The organism is Ruminococcus sp. J1101004sp1_RTP21198st1_B9_RTP21198_201120 (genome assembly GCF_040924245.1).
In the GTDB taxonomy this organism is placed as follows: Bacteria; Bacillota; Clostridia; order Lachnospirales; family Lachnospiraceae; genus Blautia_A; species Blautia_A faecis.
The window spans coordinates 12,588-32,450 of the sequence record NZ_JBCOMI010000020.1 but is presented as its reverse complement, the minus strand read 5'-3'; the positions used below and the strand labels follow the sequence as shown (position 1 = coordinate 32,450).

The 19,863-nt window shown below is 45.6% G+C and carries 14 protein-coding genes; all 14 read right to left on the bottom strand.

Going from position 1 to position 19,863, the window contains the following annotated elements; all coding sequences use genetic code 11:
- Positions 1-70: 70 nt before the first annotated feature.
- The 14 genes from AB5618_RS14000 to AB5618_RS13935 all read right to left on the bottom strand — a co-directional run bounded on the left by AB5618_RS14000 (position 71) and on the right by AB5618_RS13935 (position 19,821).
- Entirely contained in the window at positions 71-484 is a 414-nt protein-coding gene (locus AB5618_RS14000) for a hypothetical protein (RefSeq protein ID WP_148462993.1), read from the bottom strand.
- A gap of 160 nt (positions 485-644) precedes the next feature.
- Positions 645-1,388, bottom strand: coding sequence for a sugar phosphate isomerase/epimerase family protein (locus AB5618_RS13995; RefSeq protein WP_368366851.1), 744 nt, complete (start codon positions 1,386-1,388; stop codon positions 645-647).
- A 92-nt stretch (positions 1,389-1,480) separates the two neighbouring features.
- Positions 1,481-5,455, bottom strand: coding sequence for a cadherin-like beta sandwich domain-containing protein (locus AB5618_RS13990; RefSeq protein ID WP_368366850.1), 3,975 nt, complete (start codon positions 5,453-5,455; stop codon positions 1,481-1,483).
- A gap of 24 nt (positions 5,456-5,479) precedes the next feature.
- Positions 5,480-7,324, bottom strand: a complete 1,845-nt coding sequence (locus AB5618_RS13985; RefSeq protein WP_148462990.1) for a hypothetical protein — start codon at positions 7,322-7,324, stop codon at positions 5,480-5,482.
- Positions 7,325-8,719, bottom strand: a complete 1,395-nt coding sequence (locus AB5618_RS13980; RefSeq protein ID WP_148462989.1) for a DUF4430 domain-containing protein — start codon at positions 8,717-8,719, stop codon at positions 7,325-7,327.
- A gap of 18 nt (positions 8,720-8,737) precedes the next feature.
- Positions 8,738-11,071, bottom strand: coding sequence for a transglutaminase domain-containing protein (locus tag AB5618_RS13975; protein ID WP_148462988.1), 2,334 nt, complete (start codon positions 11,069-11,071; stop codon positions 8,738-8,740).
- Positions 10,996-12,162 carry a DUF58 domain-containing protein gene (locus AB5618_RS13970; RefSeq protein WP_148462987.1) on the bottom strand — a complete coding sequence of 389 codons (1,167 nt, stop codon included), beginning with the start codon at positions 12,160-12,162 and terminating at the stop codon, positions 10,996-10,998. Before AB5618_RS13970 ends, AB5618_RS13975 begins: the two co-directional genes overlap by 76 nt.
- Positions 12,162-13,097: a MoxR family ATPase gene (locus AB5618_RS13965; protein ID WP_148462986.1), complete on the bottom strand. Its 936-nt coding sequence runs from the start codon at positions 13,095-13,097 to the stop codon at positions 12,162-12,164. Before AB5618_RS13965 ends, AB5618_RS13970 begins: the two co-directional genes overlap by 1 nt.
- 54 nt (positions 13,098-13,151) lie before the next feature.
- Positions 13,152-14,129, bottom strand: a complete 978-nt coding sequence (locus AB5618_RS13960; protein ID WP_148462985.1) for a prenyltransferase/squalene oxidase repeat-containing protein — start codon at positions 14,127-14,129, stop codon at positions 13,152-13,154.
- A 53-nt stretch (positions 14,130-14,182) separates the two neighbouring features.
- A complete protein-coding gene (locus tag AB5618_RS13955) occupies positions 14,183-15,094 on the bottom strand; it encodes an ECF transporter S component (RefSeq protein WP_207745112.1) in 912 nt (303 codons plus the stop codon).
- The gene (locus AB5618_RS13950) at positions 15,073-16,860 is read right to left on the bottom strand and encodes an ABC transporter ATP-binding protein (RefSeq protein ID WP_148462984.1); all 1,788 of its coding nucleotides are present in this window, start codon (positions 16,858-16,860) and stop codon (positions 15,073-15,075) included. Before AB5618_RS13950 ends, AB5618_RS13955 begins: the two co-directional genes overlap by 22 nt.
- Positions 16,857-17,918, bottom strand: a complete 1,062-nt coding sequence (locus tag AB5618_RS13945; RefSeq protein WP_272092324.1) for an energy-coupling factor transporter transmembrane component T — start codon at positions 17,916-17,918, stop codon at positions 16,857-16,859. Before AB5618_RS13945 ends, AB5618_RS13950 begins: the two co-directional genes overlap by 4 nt.
- Positions 17,893-18,771 (bottom strand): leucine-rich repeat domain-containing protein, encoded by an 879-nt coding sequence (locus tag AB5618_RS13940; protein ID WP_195590242.1) that lies wholly within the window; start codon positions 18,769-18,771, stop codon positions 17,893-17,895. The genes AB5618_RS13945 and AB5618_RS13940 overlap by 26 nt, the downstream gene beginning before the upstream one ends.
- A 528-nt stretch (positions 18,772-19,299) precedes the next feature.
- On the bottom strand, positions 19,300-19,821 hold the full coding sequence (locus AB5618_RS13935) for a DUF4430 domain-containing protein (RefSeq protein WP_148462982.1): 522 nt from the start codon (positions 19,819-19,821) through the stop codon (positions 19,300-19,302).
- Positions 19,822-19,863: the final 42 nt, after the last annotated feature.

Genomic DNA, 19,863 nt, shown 5'->3' with positions numbered 1-19,863 from the left:
CGTTTGTTATGCGTTATCTAACATTTTCCAAATCCAAGCATCAGGTTCTCCATAACATAGCAGTCCTCTATCACTTTTCCTCTTCATAATAATAAAGGGAGTGCGTTTTTAATGTTGCATAAGCATAAATACGTTTTCTGTCATCTGCAACCAGCACATAGGTCACACCACGCCCATAAACAGAATCATCCCTGGCATAATCATACAGATATTCATTCATATCATCATTTCCGCAATCGAATTCCTGGATTATTTCATCTGAAAGATCCGCCTCATTTAATTCTACATGTTCTAAAGTTGTTTTTTCACTATCCATTAGGGCATTTAATTCGGCTAATGTTTTCTTATTAATATTGTTTCGATAATACTGACAATCATTAAAAGAATCCCTCGTAAGTCGATTTTCATTAAGCTTACTAAAGAATGCTCTTTCTTTTCCCTGGGAAATTAATGTTCCACGACTTATTTTCTGTGGCATTGCCATAGTATCAGCCTCCTTACTTATCATTCTTTTCCTACTATTATTATACTGTAAATTTCGTAAAAAAAACATCTGGAAAACATTGCCAAAATAGAGAAACAGATTTTGGTAAATTAATTTGCCAGTTGAACTATTGTAACATTTTTTTATATTTTGTAAATCCTTATTTTGCTGTCAGTCTGTCAAGGCATCTTTTTATATCCTCTTTTTGCATGCATTCAATGGTCCAGGTGCGTTCTTTTGTCTCCGGCAGATAACTAAGCACTTTCTCCCAGGGAAGGTTTCCGCTTCCAAGCCCAATGTGGGAATCCCGGTCGCCGCAGTTGTCATGGATGTGGACATGACTTACATAGCGAGCCAGGTTTTTCGCCCACTCCCTGACATCCAAAGAAGAATAACAGTGCGCGTGCCCGATATCCAGACACAGCTTGAAGTTCGGCTGGTTCACCTTCTTATACACATCCAAAAGAAGTCGCCAGTCATCATCAAATACATTTTCCAGCACGACTTCAAGTTCTGTTTTGTTTTTCATAAATTCCTTCCAGAATTTGGCGACATGCTCCGCCCAGTATTCTTTGTAATAAACATACGGGTTCATGCCAGAATGAAAGACAATCTTCTTAGCTCCAAGTTGAAGCCCCGCCTCATAGCACTGGTTGAATCTTGTCATGGTGGCTTCCCGCACCAGGCTGTCGTATGCACAGGGGTTCACATCCAGAAATGGGCCATGAAGAATCAGATCCCTGGTCCCTATCTCTTTCATCTTCTCCCAGTACGTTTTGATTGAATCCGAAAGCTGATCCAGGTTATCCGAAATGGAAAAATCAATGCTTTCGATCCCGGTTCCATACTCTTTTACCAATGCTTTCATGTCATCATCTAAAACTAAATGGCTAATATATATCATTTTTTCCTCACTTTTTTACGAAGCTGCTCCTGCCTCTTTTAAATGGCAGAACAGGCAGAAGCCCCGCAAGGCCTTGCTGCCTGTTCCACTTTTTATTTTACTTTGATCTTAATTTTTTTCGATTTGGAACCTGATTTTACCGTAATAGTGGCAGTTCCTTTTTTCTTTGCAGTGATCACACCTTTTGCGGTAACGGTTGCCACCTTCTTATTGGAAGTGGTATAGGTTACCTTATGCAGGGAGGTGATCGGGCTGATGACTGGCTTTAAGGTCAGCTTCTTGCCTTTTTTCAAGGTTGCCTTAGACGCAATGCCTGTGATCTTGGTTGTCTTCACCGCCGTCTTTTGAACAGTCACATTAATCACCTGTTTTTTACCGCTCGCCAGGGTGATGGTGACTTTTGCTTTTCCAGCCTTTAAGCCTTTTATGGTACCTTTGCTGGTCACTTTTACGATCTTTTTATTGCTGGTAGTCCAGCTCTTGATGGAATCCCCATTTGCCAGACCGGTTACCTTCACTTTTGTGGTAGACTGTTTTACCTTCAGCTTAATGCTAGAGGCCGTTACCTTGATGGTGGGGGTAAGTTTACTTCCCACTGTACGGGTTTCCGTTTTTCCCTTGTTGCTGGTGCGCTTCTGGGTTTCCGGGGCAAATACGGTTGCCCCCGATACGGTTGTCCAGGGGCCAAATACCTCCGGGACTTCCGTTGGTGTCGGAGTCGGCGGAACGGGTGTCGGGGTAGCTGGAACCGGAGTTACAGTTGGTGTCGGGGATGGAGTATCGGTACGCTGTACCACAATCGTATAATCCGTTGTCTTTCCAGACTTTGTGGTTACGGTAACTTTTACCTCTGCTTCCGCCTCTGGATTGGTCTTATCAAAATACATGGCAATTCTGTGTGCTGCGCCACTTCCAGTTACTTTTCCAAGTACCGTTACCTTGCTGGTACCGCGGATTCCCACAGCGGTGACGGATGCGCTGCTGTCTGCCGGTTCTGCAAAGATATTTAAAAACTCCCTGCTCTCTTTATAGATTGCCCGGTAGCTGGTTGTCGCGCTGCTAAATTCCGGGGACAATGAAATCCGGTTTGCCGTATTGGAGTAGGTATTGCTGGTGCTAAGCGTCATGTTCGCCAAAACCGGCGTAGAAATATCCTGGGAAATGTGGAAGGTATATTCCCGGCTCTTTCCCTGGCCGCTTACGGTTACCTTTATATCTGTGGAGCCGCTGCTTACATCCGCCACAAAGCTTCCTGCATACGCCTGTCCATTTACGGTTATGGTACAGCCTTCCGGTGCTTTCAAAGCAAAGGTTACCTTGCTGGCATTCTCCGCTACCGTTAAGTTATATTTTAAGGTATCCTTTCGGAAGGCAGAAGGCCAGGTTACTTTTCCAGTATCTGCCGTGGCTGTCACGCTGTTTAAATATGCCCCGTTGGTTTCCAGAGCCATCAGGTAATTGGAATCATTTTTGTAATAAAGGGTGCCTTCCCGGTCTGCGCAGATGGTACTGATACAGTATTCCTGCTGGTCACTTGCCGGACGGAAAAGCTCTACGGCTGTTCCGGAAGTCTGTCCCGGTTCATCGGATAACATATAAATACCGCCTGGTTTTGCATTGTAGGTAAAGTACAGATAGACTCTTCCATCTGCCTGTCCATCTCCATTATAATCCTGGTTTTCGTAGGCCGTGGACAGAAGAGGCGCTGCCTGGGGATAGCCTGGAATGGATACGTTGTATGCCAGGGAAATCCCGGAAGCGGTTTCATTTAAGACTGCAAAATGGTGACCACCATCGGAATTGAACTGGCCACCGTTTCCGCAGACACCTACATAGATCCTTCCCTTATAAACAACCGGGGAAGCGGTTGCCATGCCGCCAAGGTTATAGCTGCTGGTGCTTCCAAAGGTGCCGTCTGCATTCATCTGCACACGGTACAGATACCCGCCTTTGGTGGTGAAATATACATAACCATTGTTATAAACAATAGTGGAACGGATATCCCCATGGCTTGTCATCTTGTCCAGGAGCAGTCCGGTGTGAGTGTTCACAGAATATAAAATGGCGGAATTGGTATCTGTTCCTTCTGAAGAACCGTCGTCGGAACCAAATACCAGGTAATCGGATGAGGCATAGGAACCAGCCCAGTAAAAGCCGCCCTTATGGTTGTATTTCCAGGTGCAGTGTTTAATTTCTATTCCTGTGGATGGATCCTCGTCTGTAACAGACAGACAGAAATAAGAGCCTGCTGTAGTCTCGGAGTTCCAGGTTCCCGTGTAAATATATCCATCCTTATACGTGATCGGGGAAAGTGTCTGACCACCCAGGGACTCACTGATCCATAAAGACTTTAAAGAAGTGGCACTGACTGCCTGAATCTGACCGCCTCCGATCTGTGCAAACAGCATTCCCTCTGCATAGGTAAGAGGAATCATGGCATACTGCATGTTTCCAGAGAGCTGTTCGCTGGTCTGAAGGATTTCCCCTGTGTTTTTATCCAGCTTATAGATAAACTGTCCAGACGCTACATAAACTGCTCCGCCCAGGATCAGTGGTGGTGTGATGGCAGCCTCCCAGCCCACTCCGATCCTTGTGTTCCATTTTAACAGGGTGGAATCCGCACTGGTCGGGGTACTGCTTCCGGTAATGCCGTTGTTCGTATCACTATTTCGGAAATTGATCCAGTCGTTATCCGTGATCTCCGGCTGTGTGGCATCCTGTTTTACCAGTTCTGCGGTAATATCGCTAACCTCGCCGCCGGTAAAGCTGCCCTGTTTAGAAATATAGCCATACTTGGAGATGTTCCAGGTATAAGCTTCTCCCTGGAGGATATTCTCATAAACCATCAGGGAATCGGCGGAAGGGGTAAGGCGCTCCCCATCCTTGTCATATACGCTGATGACCGCATCCTCCGGGGTTACCTGGAAACTTACTTTGTCACTTGTGCTTTTATGCACCAGGATGGTGTAGGTTCCTGTGGAGGTATAAGTCTTTTCTGCCAGGGCAGGATCCGCATAGGTGTTTGCCTCTGACATGGAGAGTGTCACTTTGGTATCACCGGTGTCTGCCAGTGGAACGCTCACAGCTGTATCTGTAGAAGAAAACGGAACCTCTTTTACTTCGCCTGTGGTTACATTTTCACTGGAAATGGCAAGCTGATACCAGTTACCGGAAAATGCCTTTGGAACCACCTGTAAAGAAGCAGTCGAAACCACTACCGTTGTCTCGTAGTCCCTTGTAGTTCCTGTGGTATCAAATTTGGGAAGGATATTTTTTGCCAGGTCTTTGTCGTCCGGCAGGTAGGCCTTGAGATCGGAAAGGTCAAGACGGCGTTCTACCAGGATCTGGTAAACTTGTTTGTCACCTTCTGTTCCTGCGGTAATGGTATAAAGTGCTCTTTTTGAGCCATTCCCTCCTGAGGAAAAGACAGAGGCACTCACGTTGTAACGTGTCCCGTCTTTATAGGCGCTTGTGGATAATTCCAGGTTCTGTTTCTGTCCATCCAGCCCGGTGGTTTCCAGCTGAATGGCGGAACCATCTGGCGCATTTCCAGCCAGATCTGCTGTGATCCAAAAAGATGCGGAATCCATGTTGGAACCATACTCTGCTACATAAACCTTGCCACCAAACTCTGCGTCAAGGTCGGCAGAACGCTTCAGGGCTACGGTGGATACTCCGTTCTGACTGGTGTATAAAGTCAGGTTCTGAAGGTAGCCGCCCTCATCCTGCATATCGGATTCCAAAAGAGTCGTGGGATCCGCTTCGCCTTCAAACCCATCCTGGGAATCCGGTGCCACAAAATCCTCTTCCCCTGAAAAGTCCTCTTCTGCTTCCCCGGAGGTAAACCCGGTAAATTCAGAAACACTTGCAAATGAATCCTCACTTTGTCCGCCATCTGGGTTTTCTTCAGGTTCTTCTAAACTGCCTTCAAAAGACCCTGCCTCGTCTGTAAAAAATCCATCCTCTTCTGCGGCATAAGCCGTGTTTACCGCATACACCGGAAGGTTTCCAGCTAACAGAGCTACAGACAAAAGTCCGGTCAACCATTTTTTCATTGTTGGTTTCATTCTGTTCTCCCTTCTTTTCTTTGCTTACGCCGTTATTTTTGGCTTTTTATTGTTTCTCTTTTTAAACCGTTTCTTCGCCGTTACAAAAAAGACGGCAAAACCAGTTTCCAATACTGCAATCACCAGAAGAAATTTTGTTGCAAGACTTGCTTTTTTGATTCCTCTTGTTACACTTCCCGCAAAAGATTCCTCCTGAGCCTGGTTCTTTCCAGTTGTATTTGTAACTGTGGTTTTGGTTTCTTCGGTAAAACGGTCTGACGCCTCACTTTTTTCTTCCACCACTGGAGAAGGAGCGACTTTTTCCATCACCTTCTCCCCTGCTATGGTATAGCCAGGCTTTAAATCTTTTGCATATTTTTTCCTAGTCCGCTCTGTCCACTTCGGGGATTCTATCTTTTGGGTATCAGCTGTCTTGATATTTCCAAACAAAGAAGTCTGTTTCTCCCCCTGGAGCTTTAAGGATGCCTTGATCTCCCTAGTGGTTTTCTCGCCCTCTTTACCGCCTGCTTTGGATCCCTCCACCAGTTTTAGATTAGATAAGGAGCCCTGGCCGCTTTGTCCTGGGATAGCCGCCTGGGACTTATTTCCGCCATGGTCGGAGCCATGCACCAGGTTTCCAGGGGTACCGGCTATTTTTATATCCGGGATCCGCATGACTAAAGAATCACTTACGTTCCCAGCTGCATCCTTTACCACGATCACCAGATCTTTTTCCCCGGAGGATAATCCAGTCAAGGTAATGGTATTGGTTCCGGCTAATACTTCTGTTCCTTCCCCACCTGTATCCAAGGAAGGTACCTTTGCCCCTGCCTCAATCACCTGGTAATAACAGGTTCCCTTTTCAGAGGTCTTATAGACAGCGGATGCAGTATCTGTGGAAATACGGCTGGCACTGATTTTTTTTAGTACCGGAGCTGTCGTATCGGTAAGTTTCAGAGTAATATAATAGTCTCTGGTTGTTCCATCCTCGGCTTTTACCTCCAGACGGACCTTTGCCTCTTTTTCCTGATCTGCAAAAAAGATTTTCCAGTAAGAGCGGTCTTTATTATCCTTGTTTCCCGTAATGGTCTCATCTTTTTCTACTGTTCCTGCCTTGATGCCACTGATGGCATAAACCTTGACAGAAGCTTTTTCATCCTCCACTTCTGGCCAGATATTCAGGCTCTGGCGTTCACCATCATAGGAGGCTTCAAATTTTTCCTTGTCCGGAGCCAGATCCGGGCTTAATTTTAAAATTCCTTTTCCGTACTTGTCGGAGCTGGAAACATACAGTCCCTTTAAGGCTGTGTTGCTGCTAAGAAGGGTGATGGTATATTCCGTCACCGCAGGATCTGCCGTGATCTTCTGGTAGAATTCCTGGTACCCTTCTTTTCGGACATAGAGTTCATACGCCTGTCCCTGTAAAAGAGAATACCGTCCATTTTCTTCTGCGGAAACCGGGTTTCCCTCTGCATCCAGGATCACCACACTGGCATCCCCCGGCTCAACTTTTAATCCCACGCTCACCAATGCCGGGGTTGGCGTAACGGTCGGTTGTGGAGTCTCGGTGGGAGCTGGTGTCTGTGTTGGTGCTGTGGTCGGCTCCGGAACCGGCGTTGCTGTCGGTTCTTCTGGAGTTTCGGTAGGAGCTGGTGCCTGTGTAGGCTCTGGCTCTACGGTCGGTTCCGGTGCCTGTGTGGGTTCTGGCTCCATGGTCGGCTGTGGTTCTTCGCTCGGAGCAGGCTCTGGCTGTTCCGGTTCCGAAGGCTCTTCCTGCCCCTCTTCTTCGCTTTGTATCACCACTTCTTCTTGCTGTGCATATATCTCATAAGGGACACTTCCGGCAATCAGAGCTGCCGTTAGGGTTCCCATTACCAATCTTTTTTTCATTTACCAATCCCCCCATGTCTCGCCGTTTACTCCGCCACCTACGTCGGCACCGGAATAAAGGGAAAATCGAAGTCTTACCTCATCCCCGTCCGCCGGGAAATAGGAAGACATTCCAACACTCATGTATTCACCGTTCACGGAATACAGCCAGCCAGAGTCCATGGTAAAATCAAACTCTCCAAGCCAGTTGGAATCGTGATCGGATAACTGACAGTTTACTTCCTGCAAATGTGCCATCAGGTCATCCGGAATAGCCGCATTTGCGGAAATGCCTCCCCTTCCGATTGCTTTTAAGTAAAAGCCGCTGGTGGCATCCCCATTGTTTCTCCAGTCAAAACCTGTGTTCTGCAAAAGCCGCAGCAGAACAGAGGATAACTGTTCTCCCTGGTAATAGTCAATAGATGTTGCTGGAAGGATGGTTCCAAGCCCTACCGTACCCGCTTCAATACTGATGGTGATAGAGCCTGCCACCTGTGGACCTGCGTCTTCTCCCTTATACAGAGTAAAAGGAGGTAAGGTAGTGGCATAGCCTTCTTCGTCTGTCGCCTTGATCTCTATAGTGTTGGCACCCTCTGCCAGCTCCAGGCGATAGGCCAGGATTCCAGCAGCCGGTTCTCCCTGGCAGGAAAGCCGTTCCCCATTTCCAGTTACCGTAAGGGCAGCTGCGCCCAGGCTGTTTCCATAGTGGTCGGTTGCCTGGATGTAAAAGGTACGGTAAGAAGCATTGACGGTCTCCCCATCGGTAAGGTCCGTGGCAATCTTCGGGTAGTTATCTTCTACCGGTTCCTCTGGGCTTTCCGTAGGGGCAGGTGTCTCCGTAATCTGCGGCTCTTCCGGTGCTGGTGTAACAGGCGGCAGATCCTCGTTCGGAGTCTGCGCTCCGTCCTGGTTCCGGTTATCATCGGTATCTGGTGTTTCTGATGGCTGCTCGGAATTATCGGGATCATCCTGGTTATCATATTCAATCGTATTGCTTTGATTCTCTTGATTTGGGTTTGTATTGTTATTATTTTCTGGTGCTTCCGTCACCGTCGCCTGGGGTGTGGGCGTTACGCTCTCCTCCGGCTTAGGCGTTGGTGTCACCGTCTGCGCCACTGGTTCTTTTGTCGGCTCCGGTGTAACCATAGGAGTCGGTGTCTCTTCTGGAAGAAGCTGTGCCTGTTCCTGCTGTTCTGCCACTTCCTCGCCGTTTCCGTCTGTGTTGGAACCGGCATAGGCAAAACCAGTTCCCAGGTAACCTTTTAAGGAGCTGTCTGCACTGATTCCCTGCACCGGGTTTGGTACTGCCTCTGGCTCACTTTTTAATACGCCCTGTGCAAAAACGACAGCAGCCAGAAGAAACACTGCCACAGGAATGAGCGCTGCCAGTATTTTTCTTTTCTTTTTTTCTTTCATAAACAGCCTCCTTTCCTGTCAATAAAGTCTTTCAATGTATTTCATGATCCATCTGTCATACCAGCTTGCAGATGCTTTTAATTCCTTTTTTAAATGCCGGATACAGCTTGCCGTATCGTGGCGTTCGGAGGCTGATACCGGATGGGTGCTAAACGCTGCCTTTTGTCCGATCTTTGTGACTTTTTTATAGAGTAATGTTGTTTCCTGGGAATACTGTTCTCCATGCTCATATAACGTTCTGGCATAGCCAGCCATCGCCCGGACTGCCATTTTGGTATCCTGGGAAGCAAAGCACTTTCTTCTCTTTCGGTTTGTAACTGCTCTTAGGAATATTACAGCCAGGATAAATAAGAACATAAACGTATCAAATACGATCAAAAACAGAAGGAGGAATTTTTCGATTCCAAACAATGCCAGCTTCAAGCTGAAATTGGTACGGATGTTCTCTTCCACTGGCGGCTGTGATTCTGTCTCCGGGATCGAAGCTGCCAGTTTTCCTTTGGCTTCCAGTCCTGTTTTTAAGTTGGCTTCCTCCATGACGCCGTAATAGGAAGGTGTCATTTCAAGAGGGATCCAGCCAAGCCCGTCCACGTAGATCTCTGTCCAGGCATGTCCGTTGGTGCCTGGGATTTCAATGGTGTCCCCAGCCTGTTTTCCTTCTATATCCTGCGGCGTAATTAAGTACCCTTCCACGTACCGGGCAGGAATGCCATAGTAACGGAACATCAGAGCCGCTGCTGTCGCAAAATGGACGCTGTGCCCGATCTTGGAGGTGGTTAAGAAATTCTCGGTAAAATCCCCGTCTTCTGAAAATACATCGGTCTGGGAGCTGTAGGTCATGTTCTTTTCCAGATAGGAACGGATCCTGGTGATGGCCGTATAGTAATCCGTGTGTCCCTCGTCACGGTTTCCGCCATCTCCAAGTTCTGTTTGAAACAGGGTTTTTAAGGAAGCTGGAAGAGCGGTATCTTCCTGATAAACAAAGGTATTGTAATAGCTCTCCTGGCTTCGGTAGATGCTGACGGCATCCACACCGCCCTCGCCGGCACTGTTGCCAGCGGTCAATGTCTGATAAACCTTTGCCCCAAGGGTGGTAAAATCACTTACCAGATTTCCAAGGGAGGAAAAGCGGTAGGTTCTTTTTCCAAACAGCCCTCTGGCATTCAGGGTGCTGTCCGCCTGGGCGTTTTCGCCCGTATAGCCCTCTGGAAGATCCGTAAGCTCATAAGGAGTATAGAGGTATTTGCTGCTTGCAGTTTTATTCTTTATGGTGATGGTTTCCGCCCCACTGGAGAGGGAATCATCCTGAATCAGATTTCTTGCATTCTGAAGCTGGGTTTCCCCATAGAAGCCATCCTTATGAAGCCAGTAAAACAAGTCTTTTTCTTCATAGGCCTTTTCCGTGGAAATGCTCTCCCAAGAGGAACCGTCGTAAACGCTTCCCACAAAACCGCGCAGGTATAAAGAAGATGGCTGCTCCATAGTCACCTCCAGTGCAGTGTCAGAAGACGCACTCCAGGATCCCATCTGCTTTAAATTTCCGTCCGGGAGGGAATTGGCTTTCTGTCCTTTATAGCGGAGCCTTAAAAGTCCATTTAATGCCTCTTCTTTGGCATTTGCCACAAGCTTAGAATCCTGGTAATCGTTCTTTGGCACCAGATTTTGAAGGAATCCCCCTCCGGCAGCAAAAACCAGAAGAAGCCCAAGTGCCCCTGCACAAAAAGCGGACACGTCAGAAGCGGTACCGGATTTTTCCCCTTTGTTTTTGGTCATATAGTTTAATTCTAACAGGGTTCCCACGTAAAAGCCAAGACAAAGCCTGGTATCTGGAAGCAGGCTGGTTTTTACCAGAACCACCGGAAGAAGTGCTGCAAAAAGAAGGAGCAGCACATATAACCGAAGCTTCAGGATTAAGAAGCCAAGCAGCCCACATGCAATGCCAAGGAAAATAAGGACTGCCAGCTCTTCATTTGCATTCCCAGATTCCTTTATCTGGTAAATGGTAAGGTAAATCCCTGCTTTTTTCCCAAGAACATTTGCAAGCTGGTTCCAAAGTGAAAGGAATCCATTTAAGAGCGCGCCTGAAAAAACGGCCAGGCAGATTCCAGAAGCTGCACTTAATGAGAAAACCGCAGCCCAAAAATGTTCCCGAAGCCTGAAAAGAAAGCCACAGAGAAGGACGGTGACAGCGACACTCACCAAAAAAGGAATCCCATTCACAGACGGAACCAGGGTATGCAAAAGCGCAAAGGTACCCACGCCGTTTACCAGAAAAATCAGGATACTTTCCAGCAGGATACCGGGCAGGTATCTTCTATGTTTTTCTTCTTGTCTTGTGATCCATACTTCCATGTGATGGTTTCTCCTTTATCCGCTGTGATTCCACAGCCTACAACGGTTACCTCCCCCCGGGTTCGAAGACTTGTTAGGTCTTCCTCCTCTGGGGTACCTGTAATATAAATATAATTTGCAAACTTCTGCTCTCCCGGAGTGTGAAGATATTCCGTGATGGTACAGGGGCTTTCCCCCTCCCCTGTGTGACGGAGGAATAAATAGAGAATATTTTCATAATCCTCGCGGGTGCGTATTTTCTCAATGTAAAAATGTCCGGTGCTGTGGTCAAAAACACCAGCCTGGCAGGAAATGCCCTGTTCTAAAAAGCTGTTTAAGACTGCCGCAAACACTTCTCCAAGCGTCTGTGCTACGGCTGGGGCTTTTTCTTTTAAAAATGGCTCTGCCAGGATCAGGACCGTATCATCCACCGGGAAGCTTCTCTGGCGGATCATCATTTTATCTAACTTGCCCGTCAGCTTCCAGTGGATCTGACGAATACTGTCCCCCTCCTGGTATTCCCGGATATCAAAGGTCTCCCCAGGATCATCCCCGGGACGGGCTCCGGAATAGCGGAAGCTCTCCATGTCAAAGCCCTCTTTTGTGAGAAAACGAAAATCTTCCTTTTGCTCACAAGGCATCACCACCGTACTGGCGGACAACTCAGCCTTCCTCTTCTGCCCTGCCAGACCAAAGAAATCATAGGAGCGCCAGGTGTGTAAGGTGGCGTAAATACAGCCGCACCACTGGCTTTTTCCCTGGAAGTCAATGTTTTTTTTCCCTCTTCCTTTAAGGGAAAACGAAAATGGAAGCTCCATCTGTTCCCCAGTAAAACGATTTTCCAGATGCAGGCTGCCTTTTCCTAAAAATACCGGAAGGACAGAGTCATTCACGATCTGCAGCTTTCCTTTCCAGATTCCATCCTGTTCCGCTGCTTTTGGGAGCTTTAGCTTCATGGTGATCTTTTTTCCGAAAAAGAAACCAAGCAGCAAAAAAGCCACTACCGCAAGGGCAGATAAAAGCAAAAGAACGGCATATACCCAGGCTCCAGTAAAAATGGCAGCCAAGGCAAGCAGTATGAACCATATGAGTAGTAAAATCCTGTTTTTCATTATCCCTCTACCTTCGGTGCCGGTGTATCCTTTAAAATCTCTTCTAAAATGTCCTTCGCACTCTGCTCCTGGTATCTGGCTCTGGAATCCAGAATCATGCGGTGTGCGGTTACATCTGTGAATACTTTTTTTACATCTTCCGGGATCACATAATCCCGTTCTTCCATGAATGCAGCCGCCTTTGTCATACGGCATAAAGCCAGGGTTCCACGGGGGCTAAGACCAAGTGTAATCATAGGATGGTTTCTGGTGGCTTCCGCAAGGGTTGCAATATAGTTCAGGATGGAATCTGCCATATATACCTTTTGTACCTGATCCTGTAAATCTACGACTTCTTCTTTTGTAATAACTGCTTTCGCCCTCTCCAACGGATTGGCTGTCTGCCGGTCCCGAAGCAGCTCTACCAGGTTTTCGTGATCCGGGTAACCCATGGAAAGGCTTACCATAAATCGGTCCAACTGGGATTCCGGCAGCATCTGGGTTCCAGAAGAGCCCGTGGGGTTCTCGGTTGCAATGACTACAAAGGGCTGGGGAACGGGATGTGTCTCGTTATCCACCGTTACCTTTCCCTCTTCCATGACTTCCAGAAGAGCTGCCTGGGTTTTGCTGGAGGTTCGGTTGATCTCATCCGCCAGAAGCATGTTGCACATCACCGCACCTGGGCGGTAGATGAATTTGCCTGTCTGTTTTTCGTACATGGTAAATCCGGTTACATCGGAAGGGACTACATCCGGAGTAAACTGGATCCGGTTAAAATCCATTCCCATAAAACGGCAAAGTGCCAAAGCTGTGGTTGTCTTTCCAACACCAGGAACATCCTCCAAAAGCACATGTCCTCTTGCCAGCACTGCCATGATGATCTTGTCCGTAACTTCTTTTTTTCCTTTTATAATGGTTCCAAGCTCCTTCTGAAGCTGTGTGATCTTATCTGCCATTTCTTTCCTCCTGCCCTTTTTTCACTAACTGATCCAGGTTCTTTTTCTTGTGTGTCAATTGGATTCGCTCATATCATAAAAACTGGTTTTGCCATTTAAAAACCGGCTATATGCCGCCATTGCACAAAACGCCTGGTCGGTAGCCATGGGATCGCTGTCCCCATCTAATACATGGGAAAAGCTTCCATCTTTTTTATAATACTCCATCAGGGTGTCGTAAAGCCCTTTTTCCTTTTTCTGGAAACGTGCATCCTTGTTGCAGTCGATCCCATACGTGCTAAGTGCAAGGATCACCTGGGAAACGGACTCAGAGCTTTTATCCCCATACGCCTCATAGCCGCCATCCTCTGCCTGCGCGTCCGCTAAAAATTCCACGCCCCGGTCAATGATGGCACTGATTTCTTCCTCTGTGGCATAGGGCTCTAAACACTGTAAGGTCATGGCAGTCAGATCCACATCTGCGGTATCAGAGCTGTCATCTAAGGAAAAGCCTCCATCCGGTTTTTCCTGGTCTACAATATAAGTCAGATATTTCTGTTCCAGTTCTCCGTTGGTGTCTGCTCTGTCTGCGTTTAAAGCAAGAAGGGCAAAAACAGCACCATTTAATCCTTGGGCTGTAACGGAATCAAAGTCTTCTAATGGCTTCACAAGATCATAGCCGCCAATATCAGCAGGATCGATTCCAATTGCCCGGGAAGCCAGTATCGCCCGTGAATATTCCGTATAACGGTTTTCGCTAAGTACGCCAGATTGTTCTTTCACCCGTTTTTCCAGGTTCGCCCTATATTTTTCGTAATAACCGTCCTCTGCCTGCTCGCCGGAGCGTGCCAGTGCGATCACTGCCCACTCACCGCCAAGGGAGTCAGAAGCCGGGGAGGGAATGCTTGTCTGTTCGTAAGAAGCCGTCTTCTTTAGCGCTTCTTCTAAGGACGGTGTCCCACCACCGCAGCCGGATAACAGGCTGATGGCAGCTGCCGCCGCCAGTATTCCGGCAAAATAACATTCCTTCCTTTTCTTTCTGGGATTTAACATTTTTCGTTTCTCCTTCTTTTAAAAATCAAATTCCACTTACATCTATTTTCAGATTATCGGTTCTCCGGTTCCTGTATCAGTCCATATTTTACCTTGATCCGCTCCAGTTTTTCCAGAAGCGGGCGGCTAAGGAGCCACAGGAAAATCACCGTGGAGACTGCGTGTACCAGATCCACAGGCGCGCCTGAAATGTAGTAAGCGATCAGGCTGCTTTTGGTAATGTACCCGTAGGACATAAGAACACTGGCAGGGTTCATAATGCCGCCATAAATTAAAAACACACTCAAAAATCCATAGATACAAAGATCTAACTTCCTGGCTTTTAAAATCCCCTTCTGGTATAAAATCCCGGCAAGAAATCCGATCATTCCAAAGGAAAACATCTGCCAGGGTGTCCAGGGACCCTGCCCCATAAACATATTGGAGATCAGCATAGTAAGGCTTCCCACCAGAAAACCTGCCTCTCCGCCAAAGGAGATCCCGGTTAAGATAACGATGGCAGCCACTGGCTTGAAGCTTGGTACCATGAAAAAAGCGGCGCGTCCTGCTACCCCAATGGCAGCTAATACAGAGATCACCATGATCTCTCTTGCCTTTGGCTTCCTGCCTTCAAACATCATGAAAAAGGGAAGCATAGCGGCTATCACCACGATCAGACTGCAAAGCAGGTATTTTCGTCCTCCCCAGATTTTCACGGAAAAGAATAACAGGATCGGTACTACGATCAGCATAACTGCAAATGCAAACCAGGTACGGCGGCTCACCTTTCTCTGCCGGTTCATCTGACGGATGATCATTCCGTCTGATGGAAGAGTATATTCTTCTAATTCATCTGAAGCCTCCCCTTTTCTGTATGTAAAAAGATTAAGTTTTTTCTGGTTTTCGGATCCGGCAGTGCATGATGTATTCTCTTCCTCGCCAAAGAACTCATCCAAAAACTGGTCTAATTCTGATCCAGCAAGCATGCTACCACATCCTTCCCAGTAACTGCCTCTGGAAACAGTCCCCGCGCCATACGGTTTGCCGCAGTAGTATAGAAGTTATTTCCAGCGAAAAAGTCTCTTGTCTTTTTACTTGTCACAATATTTCCCTCGAAGAAAAGCCCTGTGGTATCCGCATATTCTGCTACAAATTCCACATCATGGGAGATCATGAAAATGGTCATTCCATGGGACTGCAGCTTCTTCAGAATTCCACCAAGCTCTTCTTTGTATTCCGCGTCCATTCCCTTGGTAGGCTCATCCATAAGAAGGATCTTCGGGCGAAGGAGAAGCACTTTTGCAAGGGCAAGCCGCTGCTGCTCCCCACCGCTTAAATCATAGGGATGACGGTCAAGCAGTCCATTCAAATGGGTAAGACTGACGATCCCTTCGATGGCTTTTTCCTTTTTCATAGAAAGGTTGTACTCTTTGGACAGCTTTTCCTTCTTTCCGCCGATCACGGAATACAGGTCCTCCAGTACGGTCTTTTTCAGGAAAATGCTCTGGGGATTCTGGGGCATTACCCCAAGATATCCGCAGTACAGCTGATTATCCTTAAAGGAGCGGAGGTCTTTCCCCTCCAGATAAATTCTTCCTTTATAGGGCTGATGAACACGGCTAAGAAGAGACAACGTAGTACTCTTTCCTGTTCCGTTTCCGCCTACAAGGGCGTAGAATTCTCCTTTTTTTACTTCTAAGGACAAGTCTCTTACTACGTCGGGACTATCCTTTTCATAACGGAACCATACCCCCTTCATCTGGATGGCTGGTTCTGGTGTGTGGTTTCTCGATTTCAAGCCTGCAAGAATCCCTTTTCCTTCGGATCCTGCTGTTTCGCCAGGAAGTTTATTATCCTGGGCATGAGTGGATCCGGCAAGTCTTTGGTTTGCCTGCTGGATCTGCTCTTTGGTAATTCCTTTTTCTTCTATATACTCCTGGATCCACTGCCTTCCCTGGCTTACGGTAAGGGGGCAGGTAAGACGGCTCCTGGTCTCCCCATATATCTGCATGGGAACCGGCATGGAAAGAAACATGCCATGCTTTTGCCTGCCAAGGGCTGTCCCGATCTCCCTTGGAGTTCCATCCATAAATACGCCGCCTTCATCCATCACAAAAATGCGGTCTGCATAGGGGATAATATCCTGAAGCCGGTGCTCCGTCAGCAGGACTGTGGTTCCAATATCCCGGTTTATTTTCTTGACTGTTTCCAGAAAATCCGAAGCTGCAATGGGATCCAGCTGGGAAGTCGGTTCGTCCAGGATCAATAAAGACGGGTGCATAGCCATCACCGCTGCCAGATTAAGCAGCTGTTTCTGACCGCCTGATAATTCCGCTACATTTTTGTAAAACCATTGCTGGATTCCAAAATAGCTTGCCATCTCTGCAACCCGAAGACGGATGGTGGCATTGTCACAGCCCAGGCTTTCCAGGCCAAAGGCAAGTTCATGCCATACTTTGTCCGTCACGATCTGGTTATCCGGATTCTGCATGACAAAACCGATTTCCTGGCTCTGTGTCCTGTGATCGGTGTCTTTCAGGGAAACACCCCTGTAAAGGATCTGCCCGCTTGTATTTCCAGCGGGTGCCAGTACCGTTTTCAGCTGACGGAGCAGCGTACTTTTTCCACAGCCGCTTCTGCCGCAGACCACATTTAAAGTTCCTTCTTTTATTTTCAGATTTACATGTTCCAGAACCTTGTGAGAACATTCCGGGTATGAAAAGCTGAAATCCTTCACTTCTACAAGATTCATAAAACAGTTCCTTCCTCTTCCAGAGTTTCATAGATTTTTTTGTAAGTCATTTCAAGATCCGCAACACTTTTCCTTCGACTGCGTGAAAAGCTGATGCTTTCTATTATATCGATTATTATTGGAAGAAAACAAAAAATGCCAAAACTTACATAAGTAAGTATCGTCCACGCTTTAGAAGCAACTACTGGAGCCTCATATCCATTTATCGAAAAACCCGCAAGAATAATTCGAGGATCATAAGTAGCATAAGAGGCTCCTCTCATACAGCCTGCTGTGAACACTGCAAATAAACCGATCATAATTCCAAAGACATACTTATCTTTCCGTGTAAAATGATAAATAGAAAAAGCACTTCTTCCTTTTAATCCATACCCCCTGCTTCTCATGGAATCTGAAGTTTCTATGGCGTTTTCCAGTGCCCAGGTAATAAGTATGGATAACATATTTAGCCCTGCATGGATTCGGTCAAAAAGCTTTCCTTCGGAAATGTCTTTTCCCATGGCTTTTTGTCCATTTCGGATAAATTTGAGTTGCCCCAAAAACCTCGGAACAAATCGCAAAGCCATTGATAAAATAAGTGAAAGTGCAGGGATCAGTTTTCCAAATAAATAAATAAATTTGTCTGTTGTCATGATCTTGTTATAACAAGAAAACCATTGAATGACAACGAACATTACCGCCCCAAGAACGATACCATATACAAGCGATTCAAGTGTGATCCAATTTCCACTGCTTTCTACATAATAGAGCATAGTGACTCCATAATGATTAAAAAGAGGGTTCATAAGTGCTATAATAGTCAAACAAGGTAGGGTAAAAAGGAAACTTTGCTTGGCTGTTTTTTTCCAGCCATTTAAAAGCACAGCATATGAAAAAGCTCCTGCGTAAGATATTCCAAGAAAGACAGGGTGCTGATTAAACATTGAAAAAAGCAACACCACGCAAAAATAGAAAAAATTTATAAATGGATGATATAGAGAAAATGTGTCGATCATGAAATTCTCCGCAGAATGATCGATTTTAAATCCTTTTTCATTTATCAATAATGCTTTTGGCACTGATATACTCCCTCTTTAATCCGAATTCATCACAATAATGGTCCATTTTACTACCCTTATAACATCGGATCGTACAACTTTTATTGACAATCCAAGGACCTATATATTCTGGATCATGATGAATTTCCAGATATACCAATTTGCTGCAGCCATGAAATACCCACCGGCCAATTGACTTCACACTTTTAGGGATAAAGACATATTTTAAACTGTTACATCGAAAGAATGCGCTGTCTCCTATTTCTTCAAGCTTATCAGGAAGGTGAAGTTCTTCAAATCCGCAAAAGTAAAAAGCTTCATCCCCTATTTTTCTGAGCGTATTTGGAAAAATGATTTTTTTCAATTCTTTACACCTATAAAAGGCACGTCTTTCAATTCCCTTCGTTTTTTCTGGAAGAACAACCTCATTTAACTTAACACATGAATCAAAAACTCCTTCTTGAATTACTGTGCAATTACTATTTTTCTCAAATTTTGCAACTCTTAGATTATTACATTCCCGGTAACATTGTGCCCCTATGCGTTTCACGGAAGATGGAAAAATAGCCTGTCTTAAACTATGATTTTCTGCAAATGCTCTTTTCTTAATTTCTATAAGAGTATCGGGAAAATCAATTCCTTTTCGAAACTGACAGCTTTCAAAAGCCTGTTTTCCAATTATTTTGCATTGAGGCGAAAGTATTACTTCCTTCATTCTGCCGGCATTTCTAAAGCATCTATCATCAATATAAATATATTGTTCAGGGATTCTTTTGATCAATTCCTTTTGTTGCTCCTTAGCTTTTTGTGCGGTATAATTTCGTTTATCTAAACGCACGGTATTCCAACTGTTTTCTCCTGGGTATAAAATCATTTATGTCTTTCTCCTTTTGCTTTTAGGCAACAAAAACAGAGCCTCATTGTACACATGAGCCTCCGACCTCTATACAACGTGTTGGATATGCTGACTCAAAACGTTTCCGCACAGTCTTTCACAAAAGACTAACGTTTTATACAGGGAAAAGAAGTTCCGGAATCGCACCGGATTTCCTTAAATCGGTCTTATAAACCGAACCACGCCTGGTTATTCTGTTTTTGCCTTTCTTTCCCAAAAAACAATCTTTTAATACATTTATAAATGTATATGTCCGCGTTTAATAAGATGCTTTTTAGAATTTTTGTCAAATTGATATTATTCTACCACTATTAATTAGAAAATTATAACAGTTTTGCCAATAACTGTCAACAACAGGCATTTCCATCGTGCAAATAGGCATTTCCATCGTGCAAATAGAGAATATACATTATTGTCTCTTTTTAGACATACGAAAAAAGTCCAGCCGTCAACTCTTAGAGAATAAACAGCTGGATCTTATTTTACGAGAAAAGTGCCTTTACGAAATCATTTTTCTTCGTAATGATTTCCTACATCGTCTCCGAGATTGCAAGTATACACCCATTCAATCTTGTCTCCATCCTTAGGTTTATATGAAGACGCTCCATAATTTGGAAACACTCCATTTACACTATACATCCACCCTGACTTTTTGCCGCAGTCGAATTCATAGAGTTGATTGATTCCTTCAACATAATAGCTGTTATACAAAGGCGTGTATCTGGAAGAAATTTGTATTCCATTCTTTTCGCAAATGTCCTTTAAAATATCAAACACAGTTTCACCCGTTGTAAATTCCACGCTTGTTGATGAAAGAATCCAGCCGTCATTTGGAATAAATTCTTTTTTGGTTTCCTTTAGGTCGTCCATGTTATCAAGCACAGCTCGACAATCAATAGATATGATACATGCAGCCGGTTCCCCGGAATTTTTATCAGTTCCACAGCCAATAGCGAAATTGCTGCTAAAAAAGAGGAAACAACAAAGGATTATAGCAATTCTTTTTCTTATTTTTATATCGTATTTCATAATTTCCTTTTTAATTTATCCTGCCCATTTTCTTTACCTTTA